Below are 15,316 nucleotides of genomic sequence, written 5' to 3'. Positions count from 1 at the left end.
ATGACACAGTATTTTGGTACAGATGGAGTCCGAGGTATTGCAAATACCGAACTGACACCAGAACTTGCGTTTAAACTAGGTAGAATTGGCGGATATTTACTCACAAGAGATGTAGAAGGAAAGGCAGAAATTCTTGTGGGAAAAGACACTCGAATTTCTGGGGCTATGCTTGAAAATGCTTTGATCGCAGGATTATTGTCAGTAGGAGCGGAAGTCATGAGACTTGGCGTTATCAGTACACCTGGCGTCGCCTATCTGACAAGAGTGATGAATGCACAAGCTGGAGTTATGATATCGGCTTCTCATAATCCTGTAGAGGATAACGGCATCAAGTTTTTTGGCGAGGACGGTTTTAAATTGACCGACGCGCAAGAGGCAGAATTTGAAAAGCTGCTGAATGAAGAGGAAGACAAGTTACCGCGTCCAATTGGTGGACAGGTAGGAACGATAACAGAGTACTTTGAAGGCGGACAAAAATATATCCAGTATTTAAAACAAATTGTGGATGAAGACTTTGAAGGAATTCACGTTGCGTTGGATTGTGCACACGGAGCTACTTCCGTATTGGCGACACATGTATTTGCTGATCTCGATGCCGATTTGACAACAATGGGTGCTTCTCCGAACGGCTTAAATATTAATGACGGTGTTGGATCAACGCATCCCGAGACATTGGCAGGCTTGGTTATTGAAAAGAACGCAGATATCGGTTTGGCATTTGACGGAGATGGAGATCGTCTCATCGCAGTAGATGAAAAAGGAAATATTATAGATGGCGATCAAATCATGTTTATTGTAGGCCGATACTTACATAGCAAGGGTCGTTTGAAAGCGGACACGATCGTTTCTACTGTGATGAGTAATCTAGGGTTTTATAAAGCGTTGGAAGAGTGCGGAATGAAAAGTGTACAAACGGCTGTCGGTGATCGATATGTCGTGGAAGAAATGCGCAAAAATCATTATAATTTAGGCGGAGAACAATCGGGCCACATCATCTTCATGGATTATAATACGACAGGCGATGGTCTGCTCACGGCATTACAATTAGTTAATATCATGCAGCAAACAGGCAGAAAACTATCCGATTTGGCCAGTGAAATGAAAGTATATCCCCAAAAACTTGTAAATATCCGAGTGGTCGATAAACATGCGGTTATGGAGAACATCCGTATCGTCAGCGTCATCAATGAAGTCGAACGGGAAATGGCTGGGCAAGGACGTGTGCTTGTACGCCCATCAGGTACAGAGCCACTCGTACGAGTGATGGTAGAAGCGACGACGGAAGAACAATGCGCAGAATATGCGGAACGGATTTCATTCGTAGTGAAAGAGGAAATGGGTTTGGAATAAGTAACGTCAATGAAGCTGGAAACAGGCATATACGTGTTTCCAGCTTCATTTTCATATAGGGAAATAGATAAAAGGAACTTGATTATGAATCGATGGGGAAATGCTTCCGATGGACGAGGGGGGAAGGAAATGAACCAAAAAAAGTACCAGGATATGTTGGCGCAACGAACGGAGAACATCTTTAAGGATTGGGAAGCAAGAGGTAGCTTAACAGAGCGCGAATTGTATTACTTCCTCCATAAGCTTAAAGGAACGTCCGGAACGATTGAATTACAACAGTTGTCTCTTTTTTGTGCATCTCAGCTAGAAATCTTGTCTTCTTCCAATGATCAGAAGATTCCTGTGTCATCATTGGAAAACTTGAAAAATCGTATTCGTTCTCATTTTGATGGCTCTGAAGCTGTCAAAAAAGAAGAATTCCAATTACCGGACTGCTACATTAATCAATTAGATCAAGAAACATTTATTTTAATTATTGATGACGATTTAGAGTTTGTTTCTTACTTAAAGGAACTGCTTGAGAAAATGGGCGCCCAAGTAATTATTTCATTGAACGGCAAGCGGGGAATCGAGCAGTTTTATTCCATGCGGCCGAGTATAATACTTGTAGATACAAAATTACCGGATATGTCAGGTTTTGAAGTTCTTGATCAAATTGCAGATACGGCTAGACAGAAAAATACGATGGTAGCTCTCACTAGCGAGCAGGCTACTAAAGAAAACGAGATTGAGAGTTATCGAAGAGGGGCTATGGACTTTATTCCAAAGCCGTTTGATATGGACATTTTTTTCCCTTATTTGTTTAATCGGCAGCAACGACAACATGCAATTAGCAGCAGTATTATTACAGATAGTCTGACGGGTATTGGTAATCGTCGCTATTTCGATGAAGTCATTAATAACTTTGCGAAAAAAGCAGATCAGTCAGATACAACATTCTCTTTAGTGATGGTAGACTTAGATCATTTTAAACAAGTGAATGATTTATATGGGCATCCAGCAGGTGACGATGTATTACGGAAATTCGGTGAAATTCTCCATGATGAAAAACGCGAGGGTGACTATGTTTTCCGTTATGGCGGAGAGGAATTTGCCTTATTGTTCGTTAATCTCCAAGCAGATGAGGCGGTTCATGTAGTGGAGCGCATTCGCAATAAATTTAATCCACTCTCCTTCAATTCAGGCGACCAATCATTCAATGTGACATTTTCAGCTGGCAGTGCTGACTATCAGGGTGATACAGAAGAGCTAATTTCAGCCGCAGATCAAGCGTTATATGAAGCAAAGCGGACAGGCAGGAACCGAACCATCCTGTATGATCAGCGAAAGCGTATGGTCAAGCGGAAGTTGATGGTCATTATTGTAGACGATGACTCATTTATTCGGCAAATTCTTCAGCAAACTTTGCTGGAATTGCAATCACCTGATATTGAGTTTACTGTAAAGACCTATTCAGATGGTCCGGCTTTTCTCGAAGATGACTGGTATACGCCAGATGACTACTTTATAGTGTTGTTGGATGGTGTTATGCCGAAAATGGATGGGCTAGAAGTGTTGAGCCGTTTAAAAAGCGACCACGCCAAAACAAATGTGACGGTTTCAATGATGACAGCAAGAAAGAGTGCAAACGATATTAAAGCAGCGCTATGGTTAGGGGCGGACGACTATATTATCAAGCCGTTTCAGCCGGCAGACGTACTAGGTCGTATTGAAAAATTGGCCAATCGTTTGTTTGATAAGAGAGAATAGAAGGGAGACCGCGCCATGTCATATGCAGAGAAGAAAGTGTTGGTTGTAGATGATGAAGAAATTTTACGTATGCTGCTGACAGATACATTAGAATTCGCGGGATTTCAAGTCGACGAGGCAGAGGATGGGCTGGAAGGATTGCGGAAAATCCAAGAAAATCAGTATGATGCCGTTCTTCTGGATTATATGATGCCTCATATGACGGGTTTGGAAGTACTGGAGCGTATACAACCGCTCCAGCTCGACACTACTGTGATCATGCTGACAGCAAAAGCGCAGCGGGAAGATCAGGAGGCAGCCATAGAAAGAGGGGCTGCGTATTTTGTCCCCAAGCCTTTTAGTCCGAATGAGCTGGTTGAATTACTGAACTCGATTTTCTGAATCAATATCATAAAAAAGGCTGTCGCTGGAAGATATTTTGTCTTTGAAGTGACAGCCTTTTTTTGCACGGCTGGAAAAGGGAGCAGCAGACCACCTTACCCCTTCCGCAACAATGCGTATACTTAGAATAAATAAAAAGCTTTCGTATACAAAACAAAAGCCATCCGAAAAGTCAAAATGACTTCTCGAACAGCTCATTTTTTACTCGCTGTCAGGGTATAAAATCCTGCCGTCTGCACGCTGGACAGTTTCCATGAGTGTCGAAGATAGATCCTGAAGTGAGTATGGCTTTGTTAGATAATGTTCAATCTTAAATTCTTTCATCAGCTGTGGCTCTTTTTCCAAAGACGAAGAGATGATGACTGGGATAGAAGCAGTTTCCTTCTGTTCTTTCATCTTTCTAATCAACTCCCAGCCATTTTCATTGCCGCTTAATTTTAAATCTACTACGACAGCGGCTGGCTGCATTCTTTGCATGCAACTAAACGCTTGGTCCACTGTTGAATGATGGATCACTGAAAATCCGTTGTTTGCCAATTCCTCTCCCAATAACAATGCAATATTGACGTTGTCTTCTACTACATTCACAAGTGGCTTGTCTAAATTGACAGGCCCCGTTGGCAATTGCTGTTTTAGGGGAAGAGTAATAAATACCGTCGTACCTACGTTCTCTTCTGATTCTATCCAGATTCGCCCGTTGTGGTCTTTTATGATTTCTTGGCAAATGGACAGACCAAGACCTGTACCACCTATTTTCCTGCTGTAACTATTATCGAATCGATAAAATTTCTCGAAAAGATGACTGATGTCTTCTTTAGGGATTCCGATACCTTGGTCTGTAATCGACAGGATGATTGAATCCTGTTGATTCCATAATGTCACATTTACATCACCGCCGTTTGGAGAAAATTTAACGGCATTACTAAGTATATTCGTGAAAACCTGAATCATTCGATCTCGATCGGCAGCAACCATAGAGGCACAAGTAATATCTTGGATCTTGATGTTGTGCAATGAGGATTGGGTCTCTAAATTATCCACTGTTTGCCGCATAAGATCGACTAAAGATATTTCTTCTACCGTGTAAGCCAGTCGGCCTGATTCCATGCGTTGAAGATCCAGAAAATCATTGATCAGTGCAGTCAAGCGTGTAGCCTCATTATAAATAGTTTCTAAATAACGTTTTTTTCGTTTTTCGTCCATTTCCTTATTCAGCAACAACTCGGAAAAACCGAGAATACTAGACAATGGGGTGCGTAGTTCGTGACTAACTGTAGAGACCAGTTCGGTCTTCATTTGGTCCACTTCATGCTCGTGTGTCATATCCCGATGCACGAAGATGGTACCGACTTTATCTCCTTGAATGACGATCGGTACACTGTAGACGTTCATGACGCGTGATTCTGCGGATGGCAGCGAAACAATATAGGAATAATTTCTGAATTCCTGATTTTCCGGATCAAGCGCTTCATTCAAAAACTTTTTGTATTGTTCGGGCTCACTGATTCGCTGTAAGAAATATTCTGTCCATTTGTCTCTGGGCCATTTCTTATGCTCCATGCCCAGCAGTTCGAATAGGGCGGCATTGTACTGATCGTCTTCATCAGTGCTGGAAACAAACTGAATTCCTTCATTAATATTGTCTAGGATGTTCTGATTAAGCTGACGTTCATGGCTGATCAATTCGTATTGTTCAATCCGATCCACTGAGATCGCGATTCTTCTAAGCAATCCATAAAGGTCTGTTTGATCGTCTTCAGTGAAGGGTTTACCAATACGAGAAAGTATGGAGATAACGTTTAATTCGTTTTCAGAATTGTAGATACCCGCCACGAAATCATAAACGAACGTCGTATTTCCTGCAACGCCTTTCTCATAATCCGCCTCCCGTTTGATCACGAAGTAAGGCTCTTTTTCAAGTCGAAGCTTTATGTATTCCATCCGCTCTTGTTTGACCTCTTCAAAGAATTTTTCAGACATGCCTTTCAGCGAAGAGACATTACTTTTTGGGAACCAAAGGAAGCTGAGATCCGATTGATAGATTGTGTCGAGATAATCCGATGTTTGATCACAGACTTCTTGTTTATCCAATGAAAGCGATAGTAAATGACTGAGACCGTTATATCGTTCCAAGCGAACACGCGAAAAGCGTGCTTCAGACAGGGCATATTCCATTTTTGTCTGTCGATTGAACAGCTCATCCTGCTGAGAGATCAATTCTTCATTCTGAGCAAGTAGTTCCTGTTCGTTCGTCTGGATGCGCTGCATCATCTTATGAATAGCTTGAGATAAAGCACCTATTTCATCTTCTCTAGTAATGGGTTGGAAAAGTATTTTGCCTTCGGTTTCATATTGATCCGCTGCGTAGGTGATTTTTTCTACTGGGCGTACTACCCGATTTATTACATTCCAAACCATGTAGATTGGAATAAGCAAAAAAGCGAAACTGAGTAAGGTGATAAGTAAAAAGAAAACATTGGTTTGTTTTTTCGTTTGAGCATAAGACTGGGAAAGTTCTTCTTGCGCATTTAGATTATACTCATTAGCATATTCGATGAAGCGATTTACGGATAAATTTGATCCGTTTTTTGCAAGTTCACGCAACCCCTCGTAGTCGTTATCTGCAACAAGTTGGATAGCTTTTGGAAACGTCCCATTTTCATATTCTGTTAGAAAGTTATCGATTTCTCCAATCATCTTTTGTTCTTCTGCATTAAGAGAAAGTGATTTGTATTGACGTGAATAGGTATGGATATCCTGAAATGCCTGAAATGCACCATTCAGTTCACCTTCTATTTGGAATGAATAATACCCGCGGATACGAAAAAATAAGTCCTGGATAGAATTCGAAATAAGCTCTACCAATTGAGCCTTTTCAAAGGATTCTTGACGTGCCTCTTCCAAATCTGTCCAAGAATTTTTGACGTATTTATACATACTGCCCATGCCGATCACTGCGATTAACAATGATACGAGAAATACATTAATATATTGCTGGCGAATCCCTCTTTTACGCGACATTCGGCTGCCCCTTCCTGACTGCTTCTATACATCTATTCTACCATCTGAAGTAGTTTAAGGGCAGTTGGAATTTGCAGAAGAAATACGCAATTAATCAACCGAAGCGACCGTTGATATAATCGTCCGTCAATGAATCGGTTGGACGCTCAAAAATAATTGGAGTGGAGTTCATTTCAATCATTTCTCCATTTAAGAAAAACGCAGTCTGGTCAGAAATACGGGAAGCTTGTTGCATATTATGCGTCACAATGACAATCGTTACTTCCTGTTTGAGTTGAGTGATGAGTTCCTCGACTTTATGAGTAGAGATCGGATCCAAGGCAGAAGTTGGTTCATCCATCAGCAACACCTCAGGGGAAACAGCTAACGCGCGGGCTATGCACAGACGTTGCTGCTGCCCACCCGATAGACTCATTGCAGGCTTTTGCAGTCGGTCTTTCACTTCATCCCATAATGCTGCTTTACGCAAGCTATCTTCTACAACATGTTCTACTACATCCTTTTGACGGATCCCTTGAATTTTCAGACCGAATGCAACGTTTTCGAAAATAGATTTAGGAAAAGGATTTGGCTTTTGGAAAATCATACCGACCTTCGTGCGCAATAGCTCAACGGGCAGTGCAGGAGAGAAAATGGTTTCCTCCATGAATGTCAATGTGCCGGAAATATGGACTTCTGCTTGCAGTTCCACCATCCGATTTAGCGTCTTGAGAAAAGAGGATTTACCGCATCCGGAAGGACCGATAATCGCCGTCACTTCTTTTTCATGAATCGTCATATCCAAATTTTTAAGTGCATGTGACGTTCCATACCAAAGATTTAATTTATCTGCTTGATACACCGGCTTATTCCAGTTTGCATTATTCATCACGCGAAGTTTCGGTTCTTCAATCCGCTCTTTTAGTACCATCTGTCGAAAACCTCCATTTGTTCGTTAACTTTACTGTACAGGAGATGTGTTGAGTGAGTGTGAAGGGTGTGTTAAGAGTTTGTAAAGATGCGATGAGTGAGGAGGTGCTTATAAAAACTTATTAAAAATAAATGAACAGGGAAGCAACCAGTCGTGGTTGCTTCCCTGTTTTATTCAAAAATATACTGCAAAGCGCGGACGGCTTGTTCGACAGATTCAACCGTTAGATGAGCTTTGCGTGATAGTTCTTTTAATGGGTGATGATGGTTTTTCTGACGAATTAAAATGAGTGGTTTGCCGTATGCAACGGCTGCACTCGCATCCATTGCGGTATTCCACTGCTTGTACTGCTCACCGAATAAAGCAATAACGATGTCTGATTTCTTCATTAAGATTTCGGTACGTAAGTTGTTGAAGCTTGAAGCAGCGGCATCTTTAAAAATTGGATCGGGCTGTTCCCCTAAAATTTCTTCCCCGACGTTATCCGAGCGGTCATGAACTTCCATCGGACCGACGAAATCGACCGGCAGCTGCAGTTTTTCTGCCTGCTGCTTGACCTCATCTCGCCATGACGTGTGAATCTCCCCAGCTAGGTATACTGTTAATCGCATACTTATCCCCTCCTAGTTTGATAGACTTTATTGTATCATGCATTTTACCTTCCTTCATTAGAAGTACTTGAAAGTGAGGCGTGTGAAGGTCCTTCATTACTGTTAAATTTTCTAGCTCATGTAAGAGACCAATACGAGTATAAGGGGAATTGGTTATGGTACACTGAATAAAAAGAGGAGCGGTTTAATTTATGAATGGACAAAATCGAGCGGACATCAAGCCAGGGCTGCAGGTAGCAGTCATCTTGAAAAAGGATCAGCGAAGCGGTGTGAAAACGGAGGGGGTCGTTAAGGATATATTGACTAATTCAAGCTTTCACCCGCATGGGATTAAAGTGCGGTTAGAGGATGGACAAGTCGGCCGAGTGGCAGAAATTTTGGGATGAACGGGGCTGAATTCTCATGTATGAGTTGAAGACGAAGGAAACGGACGATAGTGTAATTGAATTTATTGAGAGAGTGGAGAATCTGAAAAAGCGAGAGGATGCGTACCGCTTGTTTGATATATTTACTGAAACCACGGGTCATGAAGCGAAGATGTGGGGACCTAGCATTATCGGGTTCGGCTCCTATCATTATGTATATAAAACGGGCCATGAAGGGGAAGCACCACTCGTGGGGTTTTCTCCGCGTAAAGCCAAGATCAGCCTATACTTTGCAACAGGTGATCCTGAACGGGAACAGTTACTAGAGAGTTTCGGCAAGCATACGAGCGGCAAGGCGTGCGTCTATATTAATAAAGTGCTGGATATCGATGTGGAAGTGCTGAAAGATCTGATTCGGCAATCTGTTACGTTTTTACAGGAGCTTTATCCGAAAGAACAGAGATGAGAAAAAGAGAGGCAATTGAACCTCTCTTTTTTATATTCCTACCGGTTGTTCATCATCTCGATAAAACGTGTGGAATCCTCAGCTATTTGTATAGATTCAATGTTATGAACGTAGTGAGAGCAGTTTAATTCTATCAATTTACTATTGCTTTGATCGGCAACAAAATCTTTTTGAAAACCGACCCAATTACTCTTATCCAAGCCAGTACCTTGCCCATTCGATACAAACAACAGCATCGGAATATTAACAGGCAAACTTTCTTGTACACGCTTCGCATTGTCTTTAATTTCAATGACTTCATTGAGCATATTTTGAGTGGCGGTCCTTCGGTAGAAGGTCACCTCATATAGTTCTTTCTCATCTTCCGTCAATGTCCCGTACCTCATCGCGTCACTTTGAGATAATGCAGGAAACCATCTTGTTGCACCGATATCCGCAACCAGCTTACCTAATCGAACTAGGGGCATATTGATTTTCATCTGTTCGTACACGCCGGGGACGGCCATATCTAAACCAATGATGGCTTTTACTTCATCCGGATAGATCTGTGCCCAATGCAATGCTTCAATTCCTGACATAGAATGGGGCAATAAAATGAAAGGCCCCTCCGCTCCAGCCTGAAATAGAGCTTCTCTCGTCTCAGACAGAATCGTATCTATATCACGTTGCGAATCCGTTATTTCACTGAATCCATAACCGGCTCTTTCCACAACTGCAATTTGATGTGTATCGCTTAATAATGAATACAGTGACTTGAAATCCAACGTCGGCGAACTCGTACCGCTGCCCGATAAAAATACCAAGGTTTCTTTCCCGGTACCTTCCGTATACACATGTATGTTATGATCGTTCACTTCTATCAACACGCCAGTTGGAATAAATTTCTCGTTCTCTTTTTTGAGTTTTGCTTGGTGATTCACATGACTGATACCAATGAGTACTAAAAAACTAGCAATCAAAGTTAAAGCAATGATCATCATAAATTTACCAACTTTCCTCAACGTGTCGCCTCCAATAAATTATCCAGAGCGGCAAACTATTTGATGGTTATTCCCCGTCGCGATACGTAACAGCAGTTCCAGTCGCAATACACATCATCATACCTTCACGCACCATTTCAAAATCTAAATCCACGCCAATCACTGCATTCGCTCCCATACGACGAGCCTTTTCAGACATCTCCTCAATAGCAGTTTCACGCGCTTCTGTCAGTTTGCCTTCGTAGGCAGAGCTGCGTCCGCCCACGATATCTGTGACAGATGCAAAAATATCACGTACAATATTCGCTCCCATAATCGTCTCTCCTGATACAATCCCATGATATGTTTGTATTGTTCTTCCTTGTAAAGTATTTGTTGTCGTGTGTAACATACAATCTCCTCCTTTTGTTTGTATTTATACGTTATGAAAGTGAAGAAGGTTTCAAAATAGTTTGAACGGAGAAGATTAACTGTGAAACTACAATTAACAAGATTGTATCGACAAAGAATTTGTCGTACGAAATCATTTCCCGGGGAATATTGTCGGGAATAATTGTTTCAATATACGCACATTGGAATTACGGTTCAAAGTATCTTGTGGATAAGGTAAAATAGGTTTGTTGGTTAGAAAAAGGAGGGAGATTGTATGACGGAACAAACGTATCAGCTTATTTCGATTATTTTGTACATGGCAGCGATGTTATTTATCGGTTGGTACGCGTTCAAACGGACATCCAATCTGACGGATTATATGCTAGGCGGACGTTCACTTGGTCCCGCAGTCACGGCGTTAAGTGCTGGTGCTTCCGATATGTCGGGGTGGCTGTTGATGGGTCTTCCGGGTGCGATTTACTTAAGCGGTCTTGGTGAGGCGTGGCTTGCCATTGGATTGACGATAGGAGCCTATTTAAACTGGCTTTTGGTGGCACCGCGTTTGCGTGTGTACACACAAGTTTCAAATAACTCAATTACGATTCCAAGTTTCTTGGAGAATCGATTGAAAGATACCTCTCGCTTGCTGCGCGTTGCTTCAGGTATTATCATTTTAGTATTTTTCACCTTCTATGTCTCTTCAGGAATGGTAGCAGGGGGAAAGTTCTTTCACAGTTCATTCGGTTTAGAGTATCATACAGGGTTGTTGATCGTATCCGCAGTTGTCATAGCCTATACGTTATTCGGCGGATTTTTGGCAGTAAGCTACACTGATTTCGTGCAAGGGCTGATTATGTTTTTAGCGCTTATCCTAGTGCCTTCAGTAGGAGTTTTCATCACAGGGGGCTTTACGGAAACAGTGGAAAGTATACGCCAAGTAGACCCGGCACTGTTTAGTTTAGTGTCCGGTGTAAGTGTATTGGGAGTTATATCCTCGCTCGCATGGGGGCTTGGTTATTTTGGTCAGCCGCATATTATTGTGCGTTTCATGGCGATAAAGTCAGTTAAAGAGACGAAAAGTGCTAGACGTATTGGAATTAGCTGGATGCTGTTGAGTTTGATTGGCGCCATCGCGACCGCGTTGGTAGGAGTAGCGTATTTTCAGCAAAATGATGCTGTGCTGGCGGATCGCGAAACGGTATTCATTGTCCTAGGTCAAATCTTTTTCCATCCTCTTATCGCAGGAATTATGCTGGCTGCGGTATTGGCCGCGGTCATGAGTACAATTTCATCCCAATTGATCGTTACATCTTCCGCGTTGGTAGAGGATTTGTACAAAGCAGTCTTCAAGTCGGATGCGTCAGATCGGCAGTATGTCTTTTTAGGGCGTGCAGCGGTTCTATTCGTTTCATTCGTCGCGTTAGTTCTTGCATGGCCAAATAAAGAGTCAGTTTTAAAACTAGTTTCGTTTGCTTGGGCAGGTTTCGGAGGGGCATTTGGACCGGTGATCCTCTTATCTCTTTATTGGAGAAAAATTACGGCTCAAGGTGCGTTGAGCGGTATGGTGACTGGAGCAATTACAGTCGGTGTGTGGGGCAGTTTTAAAGTCCTTTCTGATACACTTTATGAAATCGTTCCAGGATTTATCGTTTGTCTGATCGTGACGTATATCGTCAGTTTGGCAACATACCGAAAGAATGCTGACATTGAGCGTGAATACAATGAAACGATTTATTTATTGAAGAAAGAACGGTGACATACAAAACTGAGCCATCCGGTACACATTTAAGTGTGAGGATGGCTCTTTTTGAACTTACAACAATTTCACAATCATCCGACCTCGTGCTTCGCCTTGCAATAAAACCGGCAGTGCATCAGGCAACTTGTCCAATGAAATCTCCTTTTGCACAAGCTGTTCCAAGTCCGGCAGCTTCAAATCTGTTGCTAAACGGTCCCATACTTTTTTACGTGTATCCATTGGGCAATAGACAGAATCGATGCCGAGCAGATTGACCGCGCGTAAGATGAATGGGAACACGGCCGTTGGAACTTTCGTACCTGCTGTCAAACCGCTCACCGCTACTGATCCGCCATACTCAATTTGGCTCAATAACGAAGCTAGTGGCTCACCGCCGACCGGATCGACCGCTGCAGCCCATTTCTGTTTGCCGAGTGCACGAATTTTTCCGTCATAGACTTCTTCGCGCGAAACAATCGATTTAGCACCGATTGACTTTAAGTACGCATGCTCTTCTTGTTTGCCGGTGCTTGCTTCCACGTCATAGCCAAGCTTTGATAAAAATGAAATCGCAAAGCTGCCGACTCCGCCAGTCGCCCCTGTAACCAGAACTTTTCCTTTATCAGACGATACATGATTTTCTTCGAGACGCTGAACAGACAAGGCCGCCGTAAAGCCTGCTGTCCCGATAATCATTGCTTCTTTTAATGAAAGTCCTTCTGGAAGTGGAACGACCCAATCCGCTTGGACTCTCGCATATTCGCTGTACCCTCCGAATTGCGACACACCGATTTCGTAACTCGTTGCAATGACTTCATCGCCCTCTTTGAATCGTTCATCCGTTGAAGACACTACAACCCCTGCTAAATCAATACCAGGCACCATCGGATAGTTTTGCACGATGTTTCCGTTAGGTATTGAAGCGAGGCTGTCTTTATAATTGATGCCCGAGTAATGGACGCGCATCAGCACGTCACCTTCAGGCAGATCGTCCAATGAAAGTTGTTGGACCTGTACTGAAAATTGTCCTTCCTGCTTGTCTACTACAAGTGCGTTAAATGATTGGGACATGAAATTTCTCCTTCCACTATGTAAAGTCATCTCTCTAGCATTATACTAACTTACTTATCTGAATCATTCAAAGTGGAAGACTTATTCACTACATATTATAGTTTAAAATAACTGGTTGACTCTCACGTTACGTTAGGATTTATAGTAGGAATAGAAAGGAGGCGGAACAGATGAAAGTGAAGGAAGTAGCTGAACTGACAGGTGTCAGCATCCGGACACTGCATCATTACGATGATATTGGATTGCTCAGACCTGATCACGTAACGGAAGCAGGATATCGTTTGTATTCTAATGAAAATCTAGCCGATTTGCAGCAAATTCTGTTCTTTCGTGAACTAGGATTTTCATTGAAGCGAATTAAAGAGTTACTGTTAAGCCCAGAATTTGAACGTGTGGCGGCGTTGGAATTGCAGCGTGATATGTTGCTCGATAAAAAGTCGCAACTAGAGATCATGCTAGCTACGATCGATCGAACGATTCAATCAGAGAGAGGGGAAACTAAAATGACGAATGAAGAGAAGTTTAAGGGGTTTGATTTCCGTACGAACCCATATGAAGAGGAAGCGAAGGCGAGATGGGGAGAGAAGGCGGTAGGTCAGACAAAGCATAACTTTAATGAGGAAATGCAAGAAAAGATGAATCGAATATATTTCAAACTTGCCGAACTGCGCCACTTGGAGCCAGGTTCTGATGAAGCACAAGAAGCCATTGAGAAATGGTTTATGTTATTAAACCAGATGGGCAGTTATTCATTGGCTGCTTTTAAAGGACTGGGGGAAATGTACGTGGCGGATGAACGTTTCACACAAAACATCGATCAGTTTGGCGAAGGGCTCGCGGTGTTCATGCGAGATGCGATGAGTATATATTCGGATCGGCAGGTATAAAACATGAAATAAGTGACGAAGACCAAATGGTTTTCGTCATTTATTGATTATCTTCTTTGATTTGGAAATGCCGAAAAAAATTCCGGCGCCTAAAGAGGAAGCAAAACGGTACGTATGGTACAATCTGAGTAGACTGATAGGTGTGAAAATTAAAGCGACTGGGAGGATTATATATGAAAAAGGAAGAGTTTTTGGACCGGTATGCAATTGAACGAAAAGGGACAAATTCATTGAAGTGGGATAAGTTAGAGGAGCGATTTGGTAACGCCGATTTGCTGGCTGCTTGGGTGGCGGATATGGAATTTAAAGTACCTGAGCAAGTTGTAGAAGCTCTTAAAGAAAAAGTGGACCATGGCGTGTTCGGTTATACATATGCACCCGATTCTTACTACGAAGCCTTCATTGGCTGGGAGCGCGAACGTCATGGTTACGAAGTGAAAAAAGAATGGATGCGTTTTTCAACAGGTGTGGTGACGGCACTCTACTGGTTTGTGAATGCCTTTACGAAACCTGAAGATGCAGTCATTATTTTATCGCCAGTTTATTACCCGTTCAGCAATGCGGTGAAGGACACTGGACGAAAACTTGTGAGTAGTGAGCTCATTAATACTGGTGGCAAGTACACTATCGACTTTGAAGACTTTGAAAAGCAAATCATCGATAATGATGTGAAGTTGTTCATTCATTGTACGCCGCATAACCCGGTTGGACGTGTATGGACTGCGGAGGAAGCAGAAAAATTGTTGTCGATTTGTGATAAACATAACGTCCTAATCGTCTCTGATGAAATCCATCATGATATGACATTTGATGATCACACGCATCTTCCATCTGCAATTGTAGCGGACGGTAAGTTCTCGGAACGCATCGTTACGGTAACGGCAGCATCCAAGACATTTAATTTGGCGGGGCTTTTGACTTCACAAATTATTATAGAGAATGAAGAGTTGCGCGAACAGTTCGATCGATTTGTAAAGTCGGTCAATCAGACGGAAGTAAATCTACTTGGTATGACGGCTTCTGAAGCGGCATTCCGACACGGAGCGGATTGGCTGGAAGGTTTACGTGCAGTCGTGAAATCGAATGAACGTTATGCAGTGGAACAATTTGCAGAGTATGCGCCGAAATTGGTTATCAGTCCGCTGGAAGGAACGTATTTATTATGGATTGACTTGCGCCCTTATATCGATCCAGAAGACGTTAAAGAATTTGTACAAGATACTTGTAAGTTAGCGATCGATTACGGTGAATGGTTCGGTGAAAAATCCAGAGGCTTTATTCGCCTGAACTTAGGGACAGAGCCGCGACATATCAAACAAGCTGTCGATAGTATCATCGAACATTTACCACAATAAGAGAAAAAGCAAGGAATGGATGGAGTTTTTTCGCTCCCGTTCCTTGCTTTTTCTTTTTTT

The 15,316-nt window shown here is 42.4% G+C and carries 14 protein-coding genes; 8 read left to right on the top strand and 6 right to left on the bottom strand.

Translation table 11 applies throughout. The features are described 5' to 3' along the window. From glmM to MKY93_RS18465, 3 genes are all read left to right on the top strand, one after another. Nucleotides 1-1,350: a phosphoglucosamine mutase gene (glmM, locus tag MKY93_RS18475; protein WP_040759912.1), complete on the top strand. Its 1,350-nt coding sequence runs from the start codon at nt 1-3 to the stop codon at nt 1,348-1,350. Nucleotides 1,351-1,479: 129 nt separating this feature from the next. Continuing rightward, on the top strand, nt 1,480-3,099 hold the full coding sequence (locus tag MKY93_RS18470; protein ID WP_040759911.1) for a diguanylate cyclase: 1,620 nt from the start codon (nt 1,480-1,482) through the stop codon (nt 3,097-3,099). Nucleotides 3,100-3,114: 15 nt separating this feature from the next. Beyond that, nucleotides 3,115-3,480, top strand: coding sequence for a response regulator transcription factor (locus tag MKY93_RS18465; RefSeq protein WP_009498948.1), 366 nt, complete (start codon nt 3,115-3,117; stop codon nt 3,478-3,480). A 201-nt stretch (nt 3,481-3,681) separates the two neighbouring features. On the opposite strand, the gene MKY93_RS18460 is transcribed toward MKY93_RS18465, so the two are convergent. The 3 genes from MKY93_RS18460 to MKY93_RS18450 form a co-directional block, all read right to left on the bottom strand. Next, entirely contained in the window at nt 3,682-6,501 is a 2,820-nt protein-coding gene (locus MKY93_RS18460) for an ATP-binding protein (protein ID WP_340760641.1), read from the bottom strand. A 94-nt stretch (nt 6,502-6,595) separates the two neighbouring features. After that, nucleotides 6,596-7,411: a phosphate ABC transporter ATP-binding protein PstB gene (gene pstB / locus MKY93_RS18455; protein ID WP_445683499.1), complete on the bottom strand. Its 816-nt coding sequence runs from the start codon at nt 7,409-7,411 to the stop codon at nt 6,596-6,598. Nucleotides 7,412-7,581: 170 nt separating this feature from the next. After that, nucleotides 7,582-8,022 carry a YtoQ family protein gene (locus MKY93_RS18450; RefSeq protein WP_078818297.1) on the bottom strand — a complete coding sequence of 147 codons (441 nt, stop codon included), beginning with the start codon at nt 8,020-8,022 and terminating at the stop codon, nt 7,582-7,584. Between the two features lie 191 nt (nt 8,023-8,213). Between MKY93_RS18450 and MKY93_RS18445 the strand changes: the two genes are divergently transcribed. Continuing rightward, nucleotides 8,214-8,408, top strand: a complete 195-nt coding sequence (locus tag MKY93_RS18445; RefSeq protein ID WP_009498944.1) for a YwbE family protein — start codon at nt 8,214-8,216, stop codon at nt 8,406-8,408. Between the two features lie 16 nt (nt 8,409-8,424). Further along, nucleotides 8,425-8,853, top strand: coding sequence for a DUF1801 domain-containing protein (locus MKY93_RS18440; protein ID WP_340760640.1), 429 nt, complete (start codon nt 8,425-8,427; stop codon nt 8,851-8,853). A gap of 38 nt (nt 8,854-8,891) precedes the next feature. Here the strand turns inward: MKY93_RS18440 and MKY93_RS18435 are convergent, their stop codons facing one another. Both MKY93_RS18435 and MKY93_RS18430 read right to left on the bottom strand, forming a co-directional pair. Next, nucleotides 8,892-9,854, bottom strand: coding sequence for an alpha/beta fold hydrolase (locus MKY93_RS18435; RefSeq protein ID WP_340760639.1), 963 nt, complete (start codon nt 9,852-9,854; stop codon nt 8,892-8,894). Nucleotides 9,855-9,900: 46 nt separating this feature from the next. Continuing rightward, entirely contained in the window at nt 9,901-10,224 is a 324-nt protein-coding gene (locus tag MKY93_RS18430) for a YbjQ family protein (RefSeq protein WP_009498940.1), read from the bottom strand. A gap of 255 nt (nt 10,225-10,479) precedes the next feature. Between MKY93_RS18430 and putP the strand changes: the two genes are divergently transcribed. Further along, nucleotides 10,480-11,961, top strand: coding sequence for a sodium/proline symporter PutP (gene putP / locus MKY93_RS18425; RefSeq protein WP_009498939.1), 1,482 nt, complete (start codon nt 10,480-10,482; stop codon nt 11,959-11,961). A 57-nt stretch (nt 11,962-12,018) separates the two neighbouring features. Here putP and MKY93_RS18420 read toward each other — a convergent pair whose 3' ends face one another. Then, nucleotides 12,019-13,014 carry an NADPH:quinone oxidoreductase family protein gene (locus MKY93_RS18420; RefSeq protein WP_340760638.1) on the bottom strand — a complete coding sequence of 332 codons (996 nt, stop codon included), beginning with the start codon at nt 13,012-13,014 and terminating at the stop codon, nt 12,019-12,021. 170 nt (nt 13,015-13,184) lie between these two features. On the opposite strand from MKY93_RS18420, the gene MKY93_RS18415 reads away from it, so the two are divergent. Together MKY93_RS18415 and MKY93_RS18410 are read left to right on the top strand one after the other, a co-directional pair. Then, on the top strand, nt 13,185-13,901 hold the full coding sequence (locus MKY93_RS18415) for a MerR family transcriptional regulator (RefSeq protein WP_340760637.1): 717 nt from the start codon (nt 13,185-13,187) through the stop codon (nt 13,899-13,901). A 173-nt stretch (nt 13,902-14,074) separates the two neighbouring features. Further along, a complete protein-coding gene (locus MKY93_RS18410; RefSeq protein WP_340760636.1) occupies nt 14,075-15,256 on the top strand; it encodes a MalY/PatB family protein in 1,182 nt (393 codons plus the stop codon). The last annotated feature ends 60 nt before the right edge of the window (nt 15,257-15,316 follow it).

The sequence above is a fragment of the Sporosarcina sp. FSL W7-1283 genome, assembly GCF_038003105.1.
GTDB lineage: Bacteria > Bacillota > Bacilli > Bacillales_A > Planococcaceae > Sporosarcina > Sporosarcina newyorkensis.
Note: the sequence above shows the minus strand (reverse complement) of the source record. Positions and strands in the feature narration are given on the sequence as shown.